General features: G+C 52.1%; 14 protein-coding genes. All 14 read left to right on the top strand.

The window, feature by feature from the left end:
- Positions 1–397: 397 nt before the first annotated feature.
- The 14 genes from lacNas_RS13460 (at position 398) to lacNas_RS13395 (ending at position 14,448) form a co-directional block, all read left to right on the top strand.
- Positions 398–1,378, top strand: a complete 981-nt coding sequence (locus lacNas_RS13460; RefSeq protein ID WP_201330500.1) for an LCP family protein — start codon at positions 398–400, stop codon at positions 1,376–1,378.
- 205 nt (positions 1,379–1,583) lie between these two features.
- Entirely contained in the window at positions 1,584–2,237 is a 654-nt protein-coding gene (locus lacNas_RS13455; protein WP_201330499.1) for a sugar transferase, read from the top strand.
- 21 nt (positions 2,238–2,258) lie between these two features.
- Complete coding sequence (locus tag lacNas_RS13450) at positions 2,259–3,035, top strand: DUF4422 domain-containing protein (RefSeq protein WP_201330498.1); 777 nt, start codon at positions 2,259–2,261, stop codon at positions 3,033–3,035.
- Positions 3,036–3,065: 30 nt separating this feature from the next.
- The gene (gene glf / locus lacNas_RS13445; RefSeq protein ID WP_201330497.1) at positions 3,066–4,175 is read left to right on the top strand and encodes a UDP-galactopyranose mutase; all 1,110 of its coding nucleotides are present in this window, start codon (positions 3,066–3,068) and stop codon (positions 4,173–4,175) included.
- A gap of 2 nt (positions 4,176–4,177) precedes the next feature.
- Complete coding sequence (locus lacNas_RS13440) at positions 4,178–5,107, top strand: LicD family protein (RefSeq protein WP_201330496.1); 930 nt, start codon at positions 4,178–4,180, stop codon at positions 5,105–5,107.
- Entirely contained in the window at positions 5,104–6,234 is a 1,131-nt protein-coding gene (locus lacNas_RS13435; protein WP_201330495.1) for a glycosyltransferase, read from the top strand. Before lacNas_RS13440 ends, lacNas_RS13435 begins: the two co-directional genes overlap by 4 nt.
- A gap of 2 nt (positions 6,235–6,236) precedes the next feature.
- Positions 6,237–7,241 carry a glycosyltransferase family 2 protein gene (locus lacNas_RS13430; protein WP_201330494.1) on the top strand — a complete coding sequence of 335 codons (1,005 nt, stop codon included), beginning with the start codon at positions 6,237–6,239 and terminating at the stop codon, positions 7,239–7,241.
- A 12-nt stretch (positions 7,242–7,253) separates the two neighbouring features.
- Positions 7,254–7,970, top strand: coding sequence for an IspD/TarI family cytidylyltransferase (locus lacNas_RS13425; protein ID WP_201330493.1), 717 nt, complete (start codon positions 7,254–7,256; stop codon positions 7,968–7,970).
- Between the two features lie 3 nt (positions 7,971–7,973).
- On the top strand, positions 7,974–9,026 hold the full coding sequence (locus lacNas_RS13420) for an NAD-dependent epimerase/dehydratase family protein (RefSeq protein WP_201330492.1): 1,053 nt from the start codon (positions 7,974–7,976) through the stop codon (positions 9,024–9,026).
- 104 nt (positions 9,027–9,130) lie between these two features.
- Entirely contained in the window at positions 9,131–10,564 is a 1,434-nt protein-coding gene (locus lacNas_RS13415; protein WP_201330491.1) for an oligosaccharide flippase family protein, read from the top strand.
- Between the two features lie 9 nt (positions 10,565–10,573).
- On the top strand, positions 10,574–11,494 hold the full coding sequence (locus lacNas_RS13410; RefSeq protein WP_201330490.1) for a LicD family protein: 921 nt from the start codon (positions 10,574–10,576) through the stop codon (positions 11,492–11,494).
- On the top strand, positions 11,494–11,949 hold the full coding sequence (gene tagD, locus lacNas_RS13405) for a glycerol-3-phosphate cytidylyltransferase (RefSeq protein WP_201330489.1): 456 nt from the start codon (positions 11,494–11,496) through the stop codon (positions 11,947–11,949). Before lacNas_RS13410 ends, tagD begins: the two co-directional genes overlap by 1 nt.
- Before the next feature lie 31 nt (positions 11,950–11,980).
- Positions 11,981–13,357, top strand: coding sequence for an O-antigen polymerase (locus lacNas_RS13400; protein WP_201330488.1), 1,377 nt, complete (start codon positions 11,981–11,983; stop codon positions 13,355–13,357).
- Positions 13,358–13,413: 56 nt separating this feature from the next.
- A complete protein-coding gene (locus lacNas_RS13395) occupies positions 13,414–14,448 on the top strand; it encodes an acyltransferase (RefSeq protein WP_201330487.1) in 1,035 nt (344 codons plus the stop codon).
- Positions 14,449–14,596: the final 148 nt, after the last annotated feature.

Genomic DNA, 14,596 nt, shown 5'->3' with positions numbered 1-14,596 from the left:
CCGGCTCCGGCACTGCCGGCGGCTCAAACGCTGGACCTGGTGCGGGCACGAATGCCAACACTGGCGCCGGCGCGAACGCTCCAGGCGGCTCAACTGGCAACGGCCAAAACACCGGTGCCGGCTACTAAAAAATGCAGAAGGGCTAAACTGTTCAGTTTGCCCTTTTTTGCATTTTGGTCAATCAGCTTCAAATGCCGGGAAGATCTGATAAAATTGAAGTATTGGCAGTCAAGAAATTTGCCTTGCGAAACATTTTGCTGTGGTTGAAAAAGGCGGCTGGCATTTAAGTACACGTCTTAAAACGGAAGAATGTCAATTTGGATGGTGCAGACTGGATTTTTTATATATAATAAAACTATTACATCTATTCTAAAGATTGGATATTGGGTGAAGAGTTGTGAATGAGAAAAAATTAAACACAAGAACAGAGAAGCGCAAGAAGCGCAACAAGTTTTGGCGGATCTTCTGGGCCGTCGTGGGGGTCATCGTTATTGGCTTGGCAGGCTTTGCCTGGCATGAATACAGCACTGTCAAGAACGCTGCCAACAACGCTTACCGGTCCGGCGGCATTACCAGTGCCGAAAACGGGAGCAAGAATTCCGTCATCAGCAACAAGAAGCCGATCGCGATTTTGCTGATGGGGACGGACACCGGGGCTTTAGGCAGAACCTACAAGGGCCGGACCGACTCAATTATGGTCGTGGTCCTCAACCCGAAGACCAAGAAGACCACCCTTGTCAGCTTCGAGCGTGACATTCAGGTCAACCTGCCTGATTATCCGGAATACTCACCTTCCAAGCTGAACGCGGCTTACGCGTACGGCAATGCCGGCGAGCTGGCCAAGGTGCTGAAGAAGTACTTCAACATTCCGATCAACGCCTACGTTCTGGTCAACATGGGCGGCCTTAAGACCATCGTGAACAAGGTCGGCGGGATTGACATCGCCCCGATCCTGAGCTTCAGCTATGAAGGCTACACCTTCACCAAGGGACAAAAGACCCACATGGACGGGGCCAAGGCCCTGGCTTACAGCCGGATGCGCTACGATGACCCTGAAGGCGACTATGGCCGCCAGAAGCGGCAGCGGCAAGTGCTGCAGGCCCTCGTCAAGAAGGCTGAGTCAGCCAAGACCCTGCTGAATACCAGCTTTGTTTCATCATTGTCCAAGCAGGTTCAAACCGACTTGACTTTCAGTGACCTGACTTCCATGGCCACTTCATATGTATCGGCCACGAAGAATGTCGTAACCGACTACACGCACGGCACCGGCTTCATGGAAGACGGCGTCTCCTACCAGAAGGTATCTACGGCCGAGCGCCAGAGAATCAGCAACCTGATCAGAAAGGCTCTGGGCCTTAAGACCAAGACGGTTCAGTAAATATTTTGAAATGCTGGATGCAAGCGTCCAGCATTTTTGTTTATGGCCGCGGTTCGCTATTGACGGTGCACAATACATGGAAAAGATGTTATACTTGGGTACAATGCGTTTAGTAGTACCTTTAGCACATTATGCTGAACCATATGCGTTTTTGCCGGCGTGAGGCCGCCAAAATAGTTTAGTTATTAAGTTGTACAGGTAATAAATGAATAAAGAAGAGAAATCGTCCAATTACAAGAATAACTTGGGCGCCTACAAGTATTTAAAAAGATTCTTGGATATTGTCGGCAGCCTGCTGGCTTTGATCCTTTTCTCTCCGGTTTTCTTGATCCTGGCCATCATCATCAAGAGCCGTGACGGGGGATCGGCCTTTTTTGCCCAGACCCGGATCGGTCAGTACGGCAAGCCTTTTAAAATGTACAAATTCCGCTCGATGAGGATGGATGCCGAAGAAGTCTTGAAGAGTGACCTCGATCTTTACGCCAAGTACGTGGCCAACGACTACAAGCTGCTGGCGGAAGAAGACCCGCGGATTACTCCGATCGGCCGCTGGATGCGGCGGACTTCGGTTGACGAATTGCCGCAGTTCCTCAACATTCTGAAAGGCGACATGAGCATCATCGGCCCGCGGCCAGTGGTGGAGAAGGAGCTGGAAGAATACGGCGACCGGGTCGACAAGTTCCTGTCCGTCAAGCCTGGTGCCATGGGCTTGTGGCAGGCAACCGGCCGCAGCAACATCGGCTATCCTGAGCGCTGCGACGTTGAGCTGGAATACGTGGACCACGTGTCTTTGGGCTACGACATCTCAATTTTCTTCAAGACCATCGTCAGCATTTTCAAAAAAGAAGGCGCCTACTAGAATGGGGGAGTTTGCGAGCAAATGAAGGTTAAAGTATTAGTTGCGGCCCACAAGGAGTTCCCGATGCCGGCAGACCCGGTCTATCTGCCGGTTCTGGTCGGCGCCGTCAAGAACTACAAGCCGGGAATCGCCTACCAGCGCGATGACGAGGGCGAAAACATTTCGGCCAAGAATCCTTTCTACAACGAACTGACGGGGATTTACTGGGCGTGGAAGAATTTAAAAGACGTTGATGCTGTGGGCCTGGTCCATTATCGACGCTATTTTTATGTAAAAAAGCCTTTCACCCTGGAAAACGTGGCCAAGGAAGCCGATTACGTCAAGCTGCTGGAAAAGCATGACGTGATCCTTCCCACAAAGCGGAACTACTATATCGAAAGCAACTACGACCATTACGTGCACGCCCATCCGGCAGAGCCACTGGACAAGACCAGGGAGATTCTGGCCAAAGACTATCCAGACTATCTGCCGGCTTTTGACATGATGATGAAGCGGCGCAGCGCCCACATGTTTAACATGTTCGTCATGAAGAAGGCCCAGTTTGACGCTTACTGTGAATTCATCTTTGGCGTTTTGAATAAGCTGGAAGCCCAGATCGACATTTCCGGCTACTCGGTGCAGGACCAGAGAGTCTACGGCTACATTTCCGAACGTCTGATGGACGTTTGGCTTTACACGACCAAGCCGGACTACACGGAAATGACCTGGGGGCAGCTGGGCGGAGAAAAGAAGCTCACCAAGGGGATCAACCTGATCAAGCGCAAGCTTGGCATCGGCAAGAAGCAGACTCACTTTTAGGACAACAAGGAAGATACAGGAGAGAGAATTATGGCTAATTATTTAGTAGTTGGGGCAGGGCTTTTTGGCGCTGTGTTTGCCCGCGAAGCCGCCAAGCGCGGCCACAAGGTCACGGTGATCGAAAAGCGTGACCATATTGCCGGCAACATCTACACCAAGGAAATCGACGGCATCCAGGTCCACCAGTACGGGGCCCACATTTTCCACACTTCCAACAAGGAAGTCTGGAACTATGTCCAGCAGTTCGCGGAATTCAATCGCTACACCAACAGTCCGGTAGCCAACTACAAGGGCAAGATGTACAACCTGCCTTTCAACATGAACACCTTCAATGAAATGTGGGGCGTCCGGACGCCGCAGGAAGCCATGGACAAGATCAACGAACAGCGGGCGGAAATGGCCGGCAAGACCCCGCAAAACCTGGAAGAACAGGCAATTTCCCTGATCGGCCGGGACATCTACGAAAAGTTGATCAAGGGCTACACGGAAAAGCAATGGGGCAGAAAGGCAACTGAACTGCCGGCCTTCATCATCAAGCGCCTGCCAGTCCGCCTGATCTACGACAACAACTACTTTAACGATGACTACCAGGGCATCCCTAAGGGCGGCTATACCAAGCTGGTGGAAAACCTGCTCAAGGATGACAAGATCACGGTCAAGCTGAACACTGACTTCTTTGACAAGAAGGACGAATACCTGCAAGAATTTGACAAGGTCGTCTACACCGGCCCGATCGACCAGTTCTTTGACTACCGCTTGGGCGAACTGGAATACCGGTCCCTGCGCTTTGAAACTGAAGAAAAGAACGTCGGCAACTACCAGGGCAACGCGGTCATCAACTACACCGATGCCGAAACTCCGTATACCCGGGTGATTGAACACAAGCACTTTGAATTCGGCAAGGGGGACCCGGACAAGACCATCGTCACCCGGGAATACCCGGCTGACTGGCACCAGGGCGATGAGCCTTACTACCCGGTCAACAATGAACGGAACAACTCCCTGTACGCCCAATACAAGGACCTGGCCGACAAGGAAGACGCCAAGGTGATCTTCGGCGGGCGTCTGGGCCAGTACAAGTACTACAACATGGACCAGGTCATTGCCGCTGCCCTGGAAGCCGTTGAGAAGGAATTTTAAGCATGAGCAAATTAGGAACCAAGGACGGCTTCGCGGCCCAGAAGAATGCTTTTGGGGGCAGCGACCAGGTCGTTTACGTTGAAGGCGAGGATTTGAAGAAGCTGAAGCAGACCCTGCTGGGGATGCTCAAGGACTTTATGGCCGTCTGTGCCAAGCATGGCCTCAACTACACGCTGAGCGGGGGCTCAGTCTTGGGGACGATCAGACACCACGGCTTTATTCCCTGGGATGATGACATCGACATCAACATGCCCAGAAAAGACTTCAACCGGCTCAAGGAAATTTTTGACAAGGAGCTGGGGGCTGACTACAAGCTGCTGGCCCCAGAACTTACGCCAGGCTACGGCGCCGCTGCCAGCCGCTTTATCAAGAAGGGGACGGTCTACCGGACTTTCAACGACGTGGCTGAGCCAAGGGAAAACTGCGGGATCTGCATCGACATTTTCGTTTTGGAAAACACGCCGGACAATGCCCTTGCCCGCAAGCTAAGAGGCTACTGGAGCCTGGCCGTAGGCTACCTGCTCAGCTGCCGGAAGGTTTACGACTACCTGCCAAAGCTCTTGGAAATTCAGGACACGCCGGAAGTCAGAGCGGCTTTTGGCAAAAAGTACAAGGTCGGCCGCTTCTTCAGCTTTATTCCGCTGGACACCGCGGCCCGCTGGACTTACAAGGTCTACTCCGGCTGCCGGAACGACAATTCCAAGTACGTGACGATTCCAAGCGGCCGCAAGCACTACTTCGGGGAAATGGACACCCGCGACAACATGTGCAAGGCGACGGAAGGGACTTTTGAAGGCATTGAGGTCAAGATTCCGGCTGGAATCGAGAGCTACATGACCCGCCTTTACGGTCCGGACTACATGACACCGCCGCCGGTTGCCAAGCGGGAAAAGCACCCGCTGTTTGAATTTGACCTAGGAGAAGACAAATGAGTGAAAGGCTGCATGTGCTGTTTGTGCGCGGAATGCTCTATTACGACGGGGTCAGTTCCGTGGAATACGAATGGATCAAGGCTTTAAAGGACCGGGTGGCATTTGACTATGTTTTGCTGGATCCAGACAAAAGCGTGCCTGAGAAAGAAGCCGCGGTAAAGGCTTTAGGCTGCGGGATCTATCCGCTGCGCTACCAGTCGGGCTCATCCTTGACCAGCCACCGCAACCGCGAGAAGGTCCTGCGTGACTTTTTGACCAAGCACCATTATGACGTGGTGCATATCGATACGGACCTGCTCAGCCGCTATGATGTGGCCAAAGTGGCGCGGCAGTGCGGGGTTAAAAAGGTGATAATCCACTCGCACAACGCGATGCGGGAAGTTCACGGCATCCAGAAGCTGCCGGGCGTGGCTTATCTTGAGCGCCGCATGATCGCGAAGTACGCGACCGACCTGGCAGCCTGCTCAAAAGAAGCCGCTAACTGGCTGTTCAATCCCGGCGACCAAGGCAGAGTGAAAATCATCCACAACGGCATTGACCGGGAACGCTACGTTTTCAAGCCGGAAAAGCGGGCCGCCACGCGCCAGAAGCTGGGGATCGCTGACGACACCCTGCTTTTGGGCAATATCGGCCGGCTGACCGAGCAGAAGAACCAGCTTTACCTGCTGGACATTCTGGCCGCGACGGTCAAGCAGCGGCCGAAAACCAAGCTGCTGCTGATCGGCAGCGGGGAAAAAGCCGCTGAAATTCAAGCCAAGATCAAGGAATTGAAATTGGCAGACCAGGTCATCATGATTTCATCTACTGATGAGATTCCGGATTACCTGTTCGCGATGGACGTCTTCGTAATGCCTTCGCTGTATGAAGGCTTGCCCATGACCCTGCTGGAAGCTCAGACCACGGGCCTGCCCTGCGTGATTTCAGAAAACATCAGCTCAGAAATGGACTTTCCGGGGATGATCCGCCGGCAGGCGATTGCCGCGGCGCCGGAGGAATGGGCCAAGCTGCTTTTGGCAACCGAGCCCCTGGCTGACCGGGCGGCGGAAGCGGAGACGCTGACCAAGATCGGCTACGACAACAGGGAATCGGCCGAACAGGTTTATCAAATGTACATAGGTGGTAGATAGAAGTGAATAAAGTTCTTTCCATCAGTGTTGCTGCTTACAACGCAGCTGACTGTTTAGACAAATGCATCAAGTCGCTCGTTGACAACGGAGTTTCAGACAAGCTGGAAATCATCATTGTCAACGACGGCTCCAAAGACAATACTGCTGAACTGGGCCGCAAGTACCAGGCTGCATATCCAGATTCTGTGGTCTTCATCGACAAGGAAAACGGCGGTCACGGCTCAACGATCAACGCCAGCCTGAAGGTGGCCAGCGGCAAGTACTACAAGATCGTCGACTCCGATGACTGGGTTGAACAAGCCGGGATCGAGAAGCTGGTTGCCGCCCTTGAAAAAAGCGACGCCGACCTGGTTTTGAACAGCTTTTACAACGTTGACGAAAGCAGCGGGGAAAAGACCTACCGCAGCGTCTTTGAAAGCAGCGACCCGAAGCTGCAGCAGGCGCGGACGCTGGAAGACATCAAGGATGCCTACAATCCGGTGATGCACGGGTCTACCTTCAAGACGCAGGTCCTGCGCGACTGCCACCTGAAAATCGATGAACACTGTTTTTATGTCGACAACGAAATGATGCTGTATCCGCTGCCTTACATCAAGAGCGTGCAAGTGCTCGACTTCCCGGTTTACGACTACCTGGTCGGCTCTGCCGGGCAAAGCATCAACATGCAGAACATGATCAAAAACCGGGCCCAGCACGTTCACGTGATCGAGCAGGTTGCCAGCTATTATACCGAGCAGGCAACTGATCCGGCCGTCCGGGAAATCTACCTGCGCTTGCTGCAGAAGATCATCAACAAGCAGTATCAGATCTTCTTCACCATGAACAGCCGCCAGGCCAAGCCGGAACTGCTGGCATTTGAGCAGTATCTGGAAAAGCATGCTCCGGCTGTTTACCGGCAGGTGCCGCAGATGATCGGGCGCAAGGGCCAGGTCATCAGCTTCAACCGCCGGACAGGCTACCGTTTTTACGGCTTGACTTTGAACATCTTGAAACCGTTAATGAAGTAAGAGGACAAGGCAATGAGCAATATCGCGATCATTATTGCAGGCGGTGTTGGCAAGCGGATGGGGCAGAGCATTCCCAAGCAGTTTATCAACATCAACGACAAGCCTGTTTTGGTTTACACTTTAGAATCATTTCAAAAGCATCCCCAAATCGACGCCATCGAACTGGTCTGCCTGGATGGCTGGCAGAACGTGGCCCGGGCTTATGCTGAGCAATACGGGATCAGCAAGCTCAAGTGGATCGTGACTGGCGGGGCAAGCGGCCAGGAATCGATCCGCAACGGCGTCTACAACCTGGAAGGCAAGGCAGCTGACGACGATGTCATCCTGATTCACGACGGGGTCCGGCCGCTTTTGAACAGCGAGGTGATCTCTGACGTGATCGTCAAGTGCCAGCAGTATGGCAACGGGGTTACGTCGATGCCGTACAATGAGCAGATTTTTGTCATTGACGAAAACGACGAAACGGTTACGGAGAAGTACATTCCCAGAGAAACCTTGCGCCGGGTTTCGACCCCGCAGGCCTACCGCTTTGACTTGCTTGACCAGAAGTATCACGAAGCTTTTGAAAAAAAGATCGGCATCTACGGCTCGGCCTACACCAACACGATGATGGTCGATCTGGGCGTCAAGCTGCACTTTGCGGCCGGCTCGGACATGAACATCAAACTGACTACTCCGGAAAATCTGGACTTTTTCAAGGCATATTTGAATACCAATCACTTGGAGTAAGAAATGATTACTGAAAACCAAGAATATCTGACGGAACTAAAGGCCTGGTCTGAGCGCTATCAAGACTGGGACCTGCTGCGGGATCAAAGCATCATGGTAGCGGGAGCGACCGGCATGATCGGCAGCTCTTTGATCGACTGGCTGATGCTGCTGAACGAGAAAAAAGGGCTGAACTGCCGGGTCGTGGCCTTGGGCCGCAATGCCGGCAAGGCCCGGGCGCGGTTTGGAAGCTACTGGGAGAAGCCGGAATTCGTTTTTGTCGAAGGCGACATCAACGAAGGAATCGCCTATGACCAGCCGATTGACTACCTCCTGCAGGCAGCCAGCAACACGCACCCGCTGGCTTATTCCAACTTCCCGATCAGCACGATCACGACCAACGTGATTGGCACGAACAATCTCTTGAACTACGCGGCTGAGCACGGGGCAAAGCGGGTGATCTTCCTGTCTTCTGTGGAAGTTTACGGGGAAAACCGCGGTGATACCGAGAAATTCAAGGAAGACTACCTGGGCTACCTGGACTGCAACACCCTGCGGGCCGGCTACCCGGAGAGCAAGCGGACCGGCGAGGCGCTTTGCCAGGCCTACTTGAAAGAAAAAGGCCTGGACTGCGTCATTTTGCGCTTGTCGCGGGCTTTTGGGCCGACCCTGCTGACCAGTGACTCCAAGGCACTGTCGCAGTTCTTGAAGAAGGGCATTGCCCATGAAGACATCGTCTTGAAGAGCCAGGGCAAGCAGCAGTACTCTTACATTTACTCCCTGGACGCTGCGGCAGCCATTTTCTTTGCCTTGAAGCATGGGCAAAGCGGCCAGGCCTACAACGTGGCCGGCAGCAAGTGCGACACGACTCTGCGGGAACTGGCTGAAACGGTTGCCCGGCTTGCGGGCACTCGGGTCGTCTTTGATCTGCCAGATCAGGCTGAAGCAGCCGGCTACTCCACGGCTACCAAAGCCTTGCTGGACACTGGGAAAATTGCCCGTCTCGGCTTTTCAGCAGACACAGACTTAGAATCCGCTTTGACGGCCACGATGAGAATCCTGGCCGCACTGGCTTAATGAAAAAAGTGAGCTTCCGAATATGGGGGCTTATTTTTTTGAAAAAGTGCCGCGGGTCCATGTTATACTAGTTAGCAACTACTTTTAACTTATTGAGAGTGCAAATGAAGAATCCAAGCATTAAAAAGAACATTTTTATTAGTACCCTCTACCAGATCCTGTCAATAATCACGCCGCTCATCACGGCGCCTTATGTATCCCGGGTTATTGGCACCAGTGGTGTTGGGGCGTACAGCTATACTTTGGCCAATCAGACCTACTTCTCACTGATTGCGGCTCTGGGGACGGCGTCTTACGGCATGCGGGAAATTGCCCGCAACCGCAATGACGTGATGAAGCGGAGCCAGCTGTTTTGGGAAATCGAATTGCTCAGCGTGATTACTTCAATCATCATGCTGTTCGTTTGGGCGATTTTTGTGGCTTTTCACCAAAAATACCACGTAATCTACCTGATTTTGACCTTGAATCTGTTCAACACCATGCTGGATATCTCCTGGTTCTTTGACGGACTCGAGCAGTTCCAATATACTGTTACCAAGAACTCCTTGGTCAAAGTGGCTGGGGTGGTATTGATTTTGCTCTTCATCAAGAGCCCGTCAGATACCAACTTGTATGTGTTCATCATGACGGGGACAACCCTGCTGGGGACGATGTCCATGTGGCTGGAGCTGCACAAGTTTGTGGAAAAGGTGCCGATCAAGTTTGAAAACCTGCGGCGGCACTTCCACGAAACGCTGATCTACTTTATTCCGACGATCGCGACCTCCATTTACACCTATATGGACAAGACCCTGATCGGTTTCATTACGCATGACAACGCGGAAAATGCCTATTATGAACAGGCAACCAAGATCATCAACCTGACCAAGGCCGTTACTTTTACGGCGGTCAACAATGTTTTGGGGGCCAGAATTTCTTATCTTTTCGCCAAGAAGCGGGTGGATGAGATCAAAGAACGGATCCGCGGCTCGATTGACTATATTCTGTTCATCGGGGTCGGGATCGGCTTTGGCTTGATCGGGATCTCTGACACTTTCGTGCCGATCTTTTTCGGCCCGGGCTGGGGCAAGGTGGCCCTGCTTTTGAGACTGTTCAGTCCGCAGATTGTGATCATCGGGATCTCCAACTGCCTGGGTTCGCAGTATTATAATCCTGCCGGCCTGCGGAAGCAGAGCGCGATTTACATCATCGTCGGCGCGGTGGTCAACTTCATTTTGAACCTGCTGCTGATTCCGCACTTCGCGAGCGCGGGGGCTACTTTTGCCTCAATCATCGCGGAACTGACCATCAGCATTCTCTACCTGCGCAATTCGCATGGCTTTTTGGAGGCATCGTATATTCTGCAGGTTATTTGGAAGAAGCTGCTGGCCGGCGCGGCAATGGCGGCAGTCATTCTTTTGATGAACAACCTGGCCATGGCCAGTCTGCTGAAGCTGCTGCTGCAGTTTGCGGCCGGCGCTGGGACTTACCTGCTGATCTTGCTGGTATTGAAAGACAACTCGTTTAAGTATCTCTTGAAGATGCTCAAGCGGGCCTAGGAGAGGGAAATGAACAATCTGCAATTGAAGATTCCAGCCGCTTTCTTTGAGGAAGAGGTTCGGAATGACTATACGATTTCAAAAAAGATGAAACAGATTTGGGCAGTGGAATTGGACCTGCTCAATGAGCTGGACCGGGTCTGCCAGGCCAACGACCTGCCTTATTACCTGTCTGGCGGTTCTTTGCTTGGCGCCGTGCGGCACAAGGGATATATTCCCTGGGACGATGACGTTGACGTCATGATGCACCGGGCCGACTTTGACCGCTTGTGCCAGCTGGCTGGCCAGTTCAAGCAGCCGTACTTCTTCCAGACCAATGAAACGGACCCGGGTTCGATGCGGGGACACGCCCAGCTGCGCAATTCGGAAACGACCGCCATTTTGGAATCTGAAAGACAGTTCCGCTATCCGTTCAACCAGGGGATCTTTATTGATATTTTCCCCTTGGACAATGTTCCGGATGACCCGGAAGAAAGAGCTGAATTTTTGGCGGAAATCAAGCACACGAAGTACCGGGCCCAGCAGTACTACCGCTACTGCACGGGACGTCCGAACCCGAAACTGACGCCTGCCAGACGGGCCTTGCTGTATGTCCACTTTTTCTTCTTGAAATTGCGGTCCGGGAAGAGAAACCCATATTACGAAAAGTTCGCCCGGGACATGGTCAAGTACAATCAAACCGAGACCAAGAACGTGGCCATGGTGACTTTAAGCACTGAAAGCTGCTGCTGGCCGCGGACGCAGATTTCTCAGCCAGAGCGGGTCCCGTTTGAAATGCTGAAGCTGCCGATCGCCAAGGAATACGACGCCTTGCTGACCAAACAGTACGGGGACTGGCACGTCATGGTGAAGGCTGACAACATGCACATGGGTGTCCTTTTTGATCCAGACAAGTCTTACAAGGAATATTTGCAAGGGGAGGCGGACTAATGAGACGCGTGATAACTTACGGAACTTTTGACCTGCTGCACTACGGGCATATCAACCTTTTGCGCCGGGCCAAAGCTCTGGGCGACTACTTGATCGTTGCCCTGTCCACGGACGAGTTCAACTGGAACTCCAAGCACAAGAAAACCTACTTTTCTTATGAGCAGCGCAAGCAGCTGCTGGAAGCGATCCGCTATGTCGACCTGGTAATCCCTGAAAAAGACTGGGATCAAAAGAAGCGCGACATGCACGAATATCATATCGATACTTTTGTCATGGGAGATGACTGGAAAGGGAAGTTCGACTTTCTTAGGGATGAAGGCGTGGAGGTAGTTTACCTGCCCAGAACGCCGGAAATCAGTTCTTCAAAGATTAAGAAGGATCTTTACGATGCCAATGAAGTGACTGAAGAAAGCCGCCTTTCGCATGAAGACCTGGATACTAATCCTGATAAGTAATTGGAACTGAAAAGAAAAAGAAAATTAATCAATGATCTACTTGCTTTTTATCGTAACTTGTTTGTTAACTGTTGGCGCCTATTATGCTGCCGACCAAGAGCTGCTGGCTCCAGGGGTAGTATTTGCCGGCGGATTTGCTTTTTCTGAATTGTGGGCCCTGGGCTTCGTCAAGCAGTGGAAGCTGTATCTGCACTGGAATACCTTCTTCGTGATCTCGGGGGGGATTCTGTCTTTTCTGCTGGCCACTATTTTGATCCACTGGCTGTTTAACCGCAGAAAAAAGCGGCAGAAGCAGTCGCCTTTTGCCTCTTCCGGCTCCAGTATCAGCTTCGGCTACTCCAGCGGCTGCCAGGAAATTGTGCTCAACCGCTGGCTCTTGATTGCCCTGCTCCTTTTGGAACTGGTTACGATAATCATCACCGTTTTGGAGATGCGGGCCATGGTAGGCGGCAACAATCTGTTCCAGACGATCGCGGCCTACCGGCAGCGGTCGACTTTTTCCGGGGCTGACAGCAAGCTGCCAAGCTATGTGTACTTCTTCAGAACCCTGATCATGGCCGGCAATTACTGGTTTGCCTACGTGATTGCCAATAATTTGCTGGCAACCAGACGGCTGGCGATCATGCCGACAATCATTTTCATAGTTGGCCTCTTGAACAGCATGGTCTTCGGCAGCCGCGGCAGCGCGATCAACATGATGATCGCCCTGGTGGCCTGCTATGGCCTGCTTTACGCCAAAGACAGCGGCCACAAGCTCAAATTCAGCTGGAAACTGTTTTTGGCCTTGGTTTTGGCCGGCGCGGTCGTGCTGTTGTCCTTCAGGTCAATCGGCAACCTGATGGGCCGGAATTCGCACGTGATACCGTTAAACGAATACCTGGCCGAATATCTTGGGGCCCAGATCAAGAACCTGGACAGCTTCTTGAATGAGCCGCACCCAAGAAACTTTTTATGGGGGCAAAATACCTTCGCAGAATTTATCAAATGGATTGGGCCGAAATTTGGCTGGAACACCAGATACCAGCTTTACCTGCCAATGCGGTTCGTTGGCCGCTATCACCTGGGCAACGTCTGCACGACCTTCTCAGCCTTCTACTATGACTTCGGTTATGCCGGCTGCTTCATCTTGAGTGCGGTGATGGGGCTGATCTCTCAAGCTGTGTTTGAACTGGCCTTGGCCAGCCGGCCAAGCAGACGCGTTGATTACAGCAGCGTGCTTTACGGCTACATTTATCCATCTCTGGTCTTTTCATTCTTCTCCAACCGCTTCTACAGTCAGCAGGTTTCACCGGTCTTCTTCAAGTGCATCTTCTTCTGGATTGCATACGAGCTGGTCTTTTGCGACTGGGACCTGGTCGTCGGCTGGACGAGGGAGCATATTTTTAAAAAGGGAAAGCGTGAATCATAAATTCTAACGGAGGAGTAAAGTTGAGAAAAAGATACTATTTTATGGATTTGTTGTTTATGGATTTGTTGGCAATTGTCTCCAGCCTGGCAGTCGTAATGATGCACACTTCTGGGAATGCAACTTATCTTGGAGTAGTAGTCAACAAGTTTACAAGCGATGGGGTTTGGTCGGTGCTGACCAATATCCTGTTTGCTTTTGCCGTCCCGATCTTCTTCATGCAGTCGGGCGCCAAGGTGTTGAATTACAGGGATAGATACGACACGAAGAGTTTTTTCACCAAGCGGATCAGCAAGGTGGTAATTCCATTTGTGTTTTGGAGCGTGCTGGCCTACTTCTTGTTTGGCAAGTGGCAGAGCGTGCCGCTGCTGAAAAGCTTTTTGGCTGAAAGCATTGTTGGCCCTTACTGTTTTTTTTACAACATTATCGCTTTCTACTTGAGCGTGCCGGTTTTGTCGCTGCTGACGAAATATGGCAGCGACCGCTTGCTTAAAGGCGCGATCTGCTTGATCGTATTTTTTAAGAGCGTTTTGCCACTGCTGGCGGTCGCTTTTGGCTACTCGATGCCGTTCATCAACGCTCTGCCGCTGGGCGGCGGCTACCTGCAGTATTTTCTGGCAGGCTGGTATGTTGCCAATCATGAGATTGCGCCGGCTACCAAGAAGAAGCTCTACCTGCTGGCCCTGCTGATGCTGGTCTTGGAGATCGGCTTGACGCTGGGGCTTAGTTACCGGACGCCGCGTTTGCCGTATTACAATTACAGCTTGGGTTATATCAAGAACTTCTACGATATTGCCAATTTCCCGGAATTTTGTGTCGTATTGGCCTTGTTCACCTGGATGAAGCACAGCGAAGACAAAATTCGGGCTTGGCGCTTTAAAGACCACCTGCCGCTGCTGGCCGGGATCACTTTTGGAATCTACCTGCTTCACCCATTTGTGATTTATTACCTGATGCCAGTGCTGCAAAAATACCTGGGAGCTTCGCCGATTTATGTCCGCTACTTTGCTTATCCGCTCGTAATTTATTTGGTCAGTGCTGCTTTAACGGTGCTGCTAAGAAAAATACCTGGCGCGAAGTATGTGCTGCCTTAGACAAGATTAATCAGAAAACAAAAAACTGCCTGCAGGCTATCAAAATGATAGTGCAGGCAGTTTTTTTGCGTGAATTCAGCCGCTGGCTAGTAGCTCAAAGCGCGCTGGTGGCCACCAGCCCAGTGCAGGGTTGAGTAGTGGTACCAGA

This window comes from Lactobacillus nasalidis (assembly GCF_016587775.1).
GTDB classification, from domain to species: Bacteria; Bacillota; Bacilli; order Lactobacillales; family Lactobacillaceae; genus Lactobacillus; species Lactobacillus nasalidis.
This window is presented reverse-complemented; position numbering and strand designations above follow the sequence as displayed.

Bases quoted from the DNA above. Each gene is read 5' to 3' on its own strand.
- lacNas_RS13455 (WP_201330499.1), top strand. From the start codon at position 1,584: ATGAATAAAGAAGAGAAATCGTCCAATTACAAGAATAACTTGGGCGCC.
- lacNas_RS13450 (WP_201330498.1), top strand. From the start codon at position 2,259: ATGAAGGTTAAAGTATTAGTTGCGGCCCACAAGGAGTTCCCGATGCCG.
- glf (WP_201330497.1), top strand. From the start codon at position 3,066: ATGGCTAATTATTTAGTAGTTGGGGCAGGGCTTTTTGGCGCTGTGTTT.
- lacNas_RS13440 (WP_201330496.1), top strand. From the start codon at position 4,178: ATGAGCAAATTAGGAACCAAGGACGGCTTCGCGGCCCAGAAGAATGCT.
- lacNas_RS13435 (WP_201330495.1), top strand. From the start codon at position 5,104: ATGAGTGAAAGGCTGCATGTGCTGTTTGTGCGCGGAATGCTCTATTAC.
- lacNas_RS13425 (WP_201330493.1), top strand. From the start codon at position 7,254: ATGAGCAATATCGCGATCATTATTGCAGGCGGTGTTGGCAAGCGGATG.
- lacNas_RS13420 (WP_201330492.1), top strand. From the start codon at position 7,974: ATGATTACTGAAAACCAAGAATATCTGACGGAACTAAAGGCCTGGTCT.
- lacNas_RS13415 (WP_201330491.1), top strand. From the start codon at position 9,131: ATGAAGAATCCAAGCATTAAAAAGAACATTTTTATTAGTACCCTCTAC.
- lacNas_RS13410 (WP_201330490.1), top strand. From the start codon at position 10,574: ATGAACAATCTGCAATTGAAGATTCCAGCCGCTTTCTTTGAGGAAGAG.
- tagD (WP_201330489.1), top strand. From the start codon at position 11,494: ATGAGACGCGTGATAACTTACGGAACTTTTGACCTGCTGCACTACGGG.
- lacNas_RS13400 (WP_201330488.1), top strand. From the start codon at position 11,981: ATGATCTACTTGCTTTTTATCGTAACTTGTTTGTTAACTGTTGGCGCC.
- lacNas_RS13395 (WP_201330487.1), top strand. From the start codon at position 13,414: ATGGATTTGTTGGCAATTGTCTCCAGCCTGGCAGTCGTAATGATGCAC.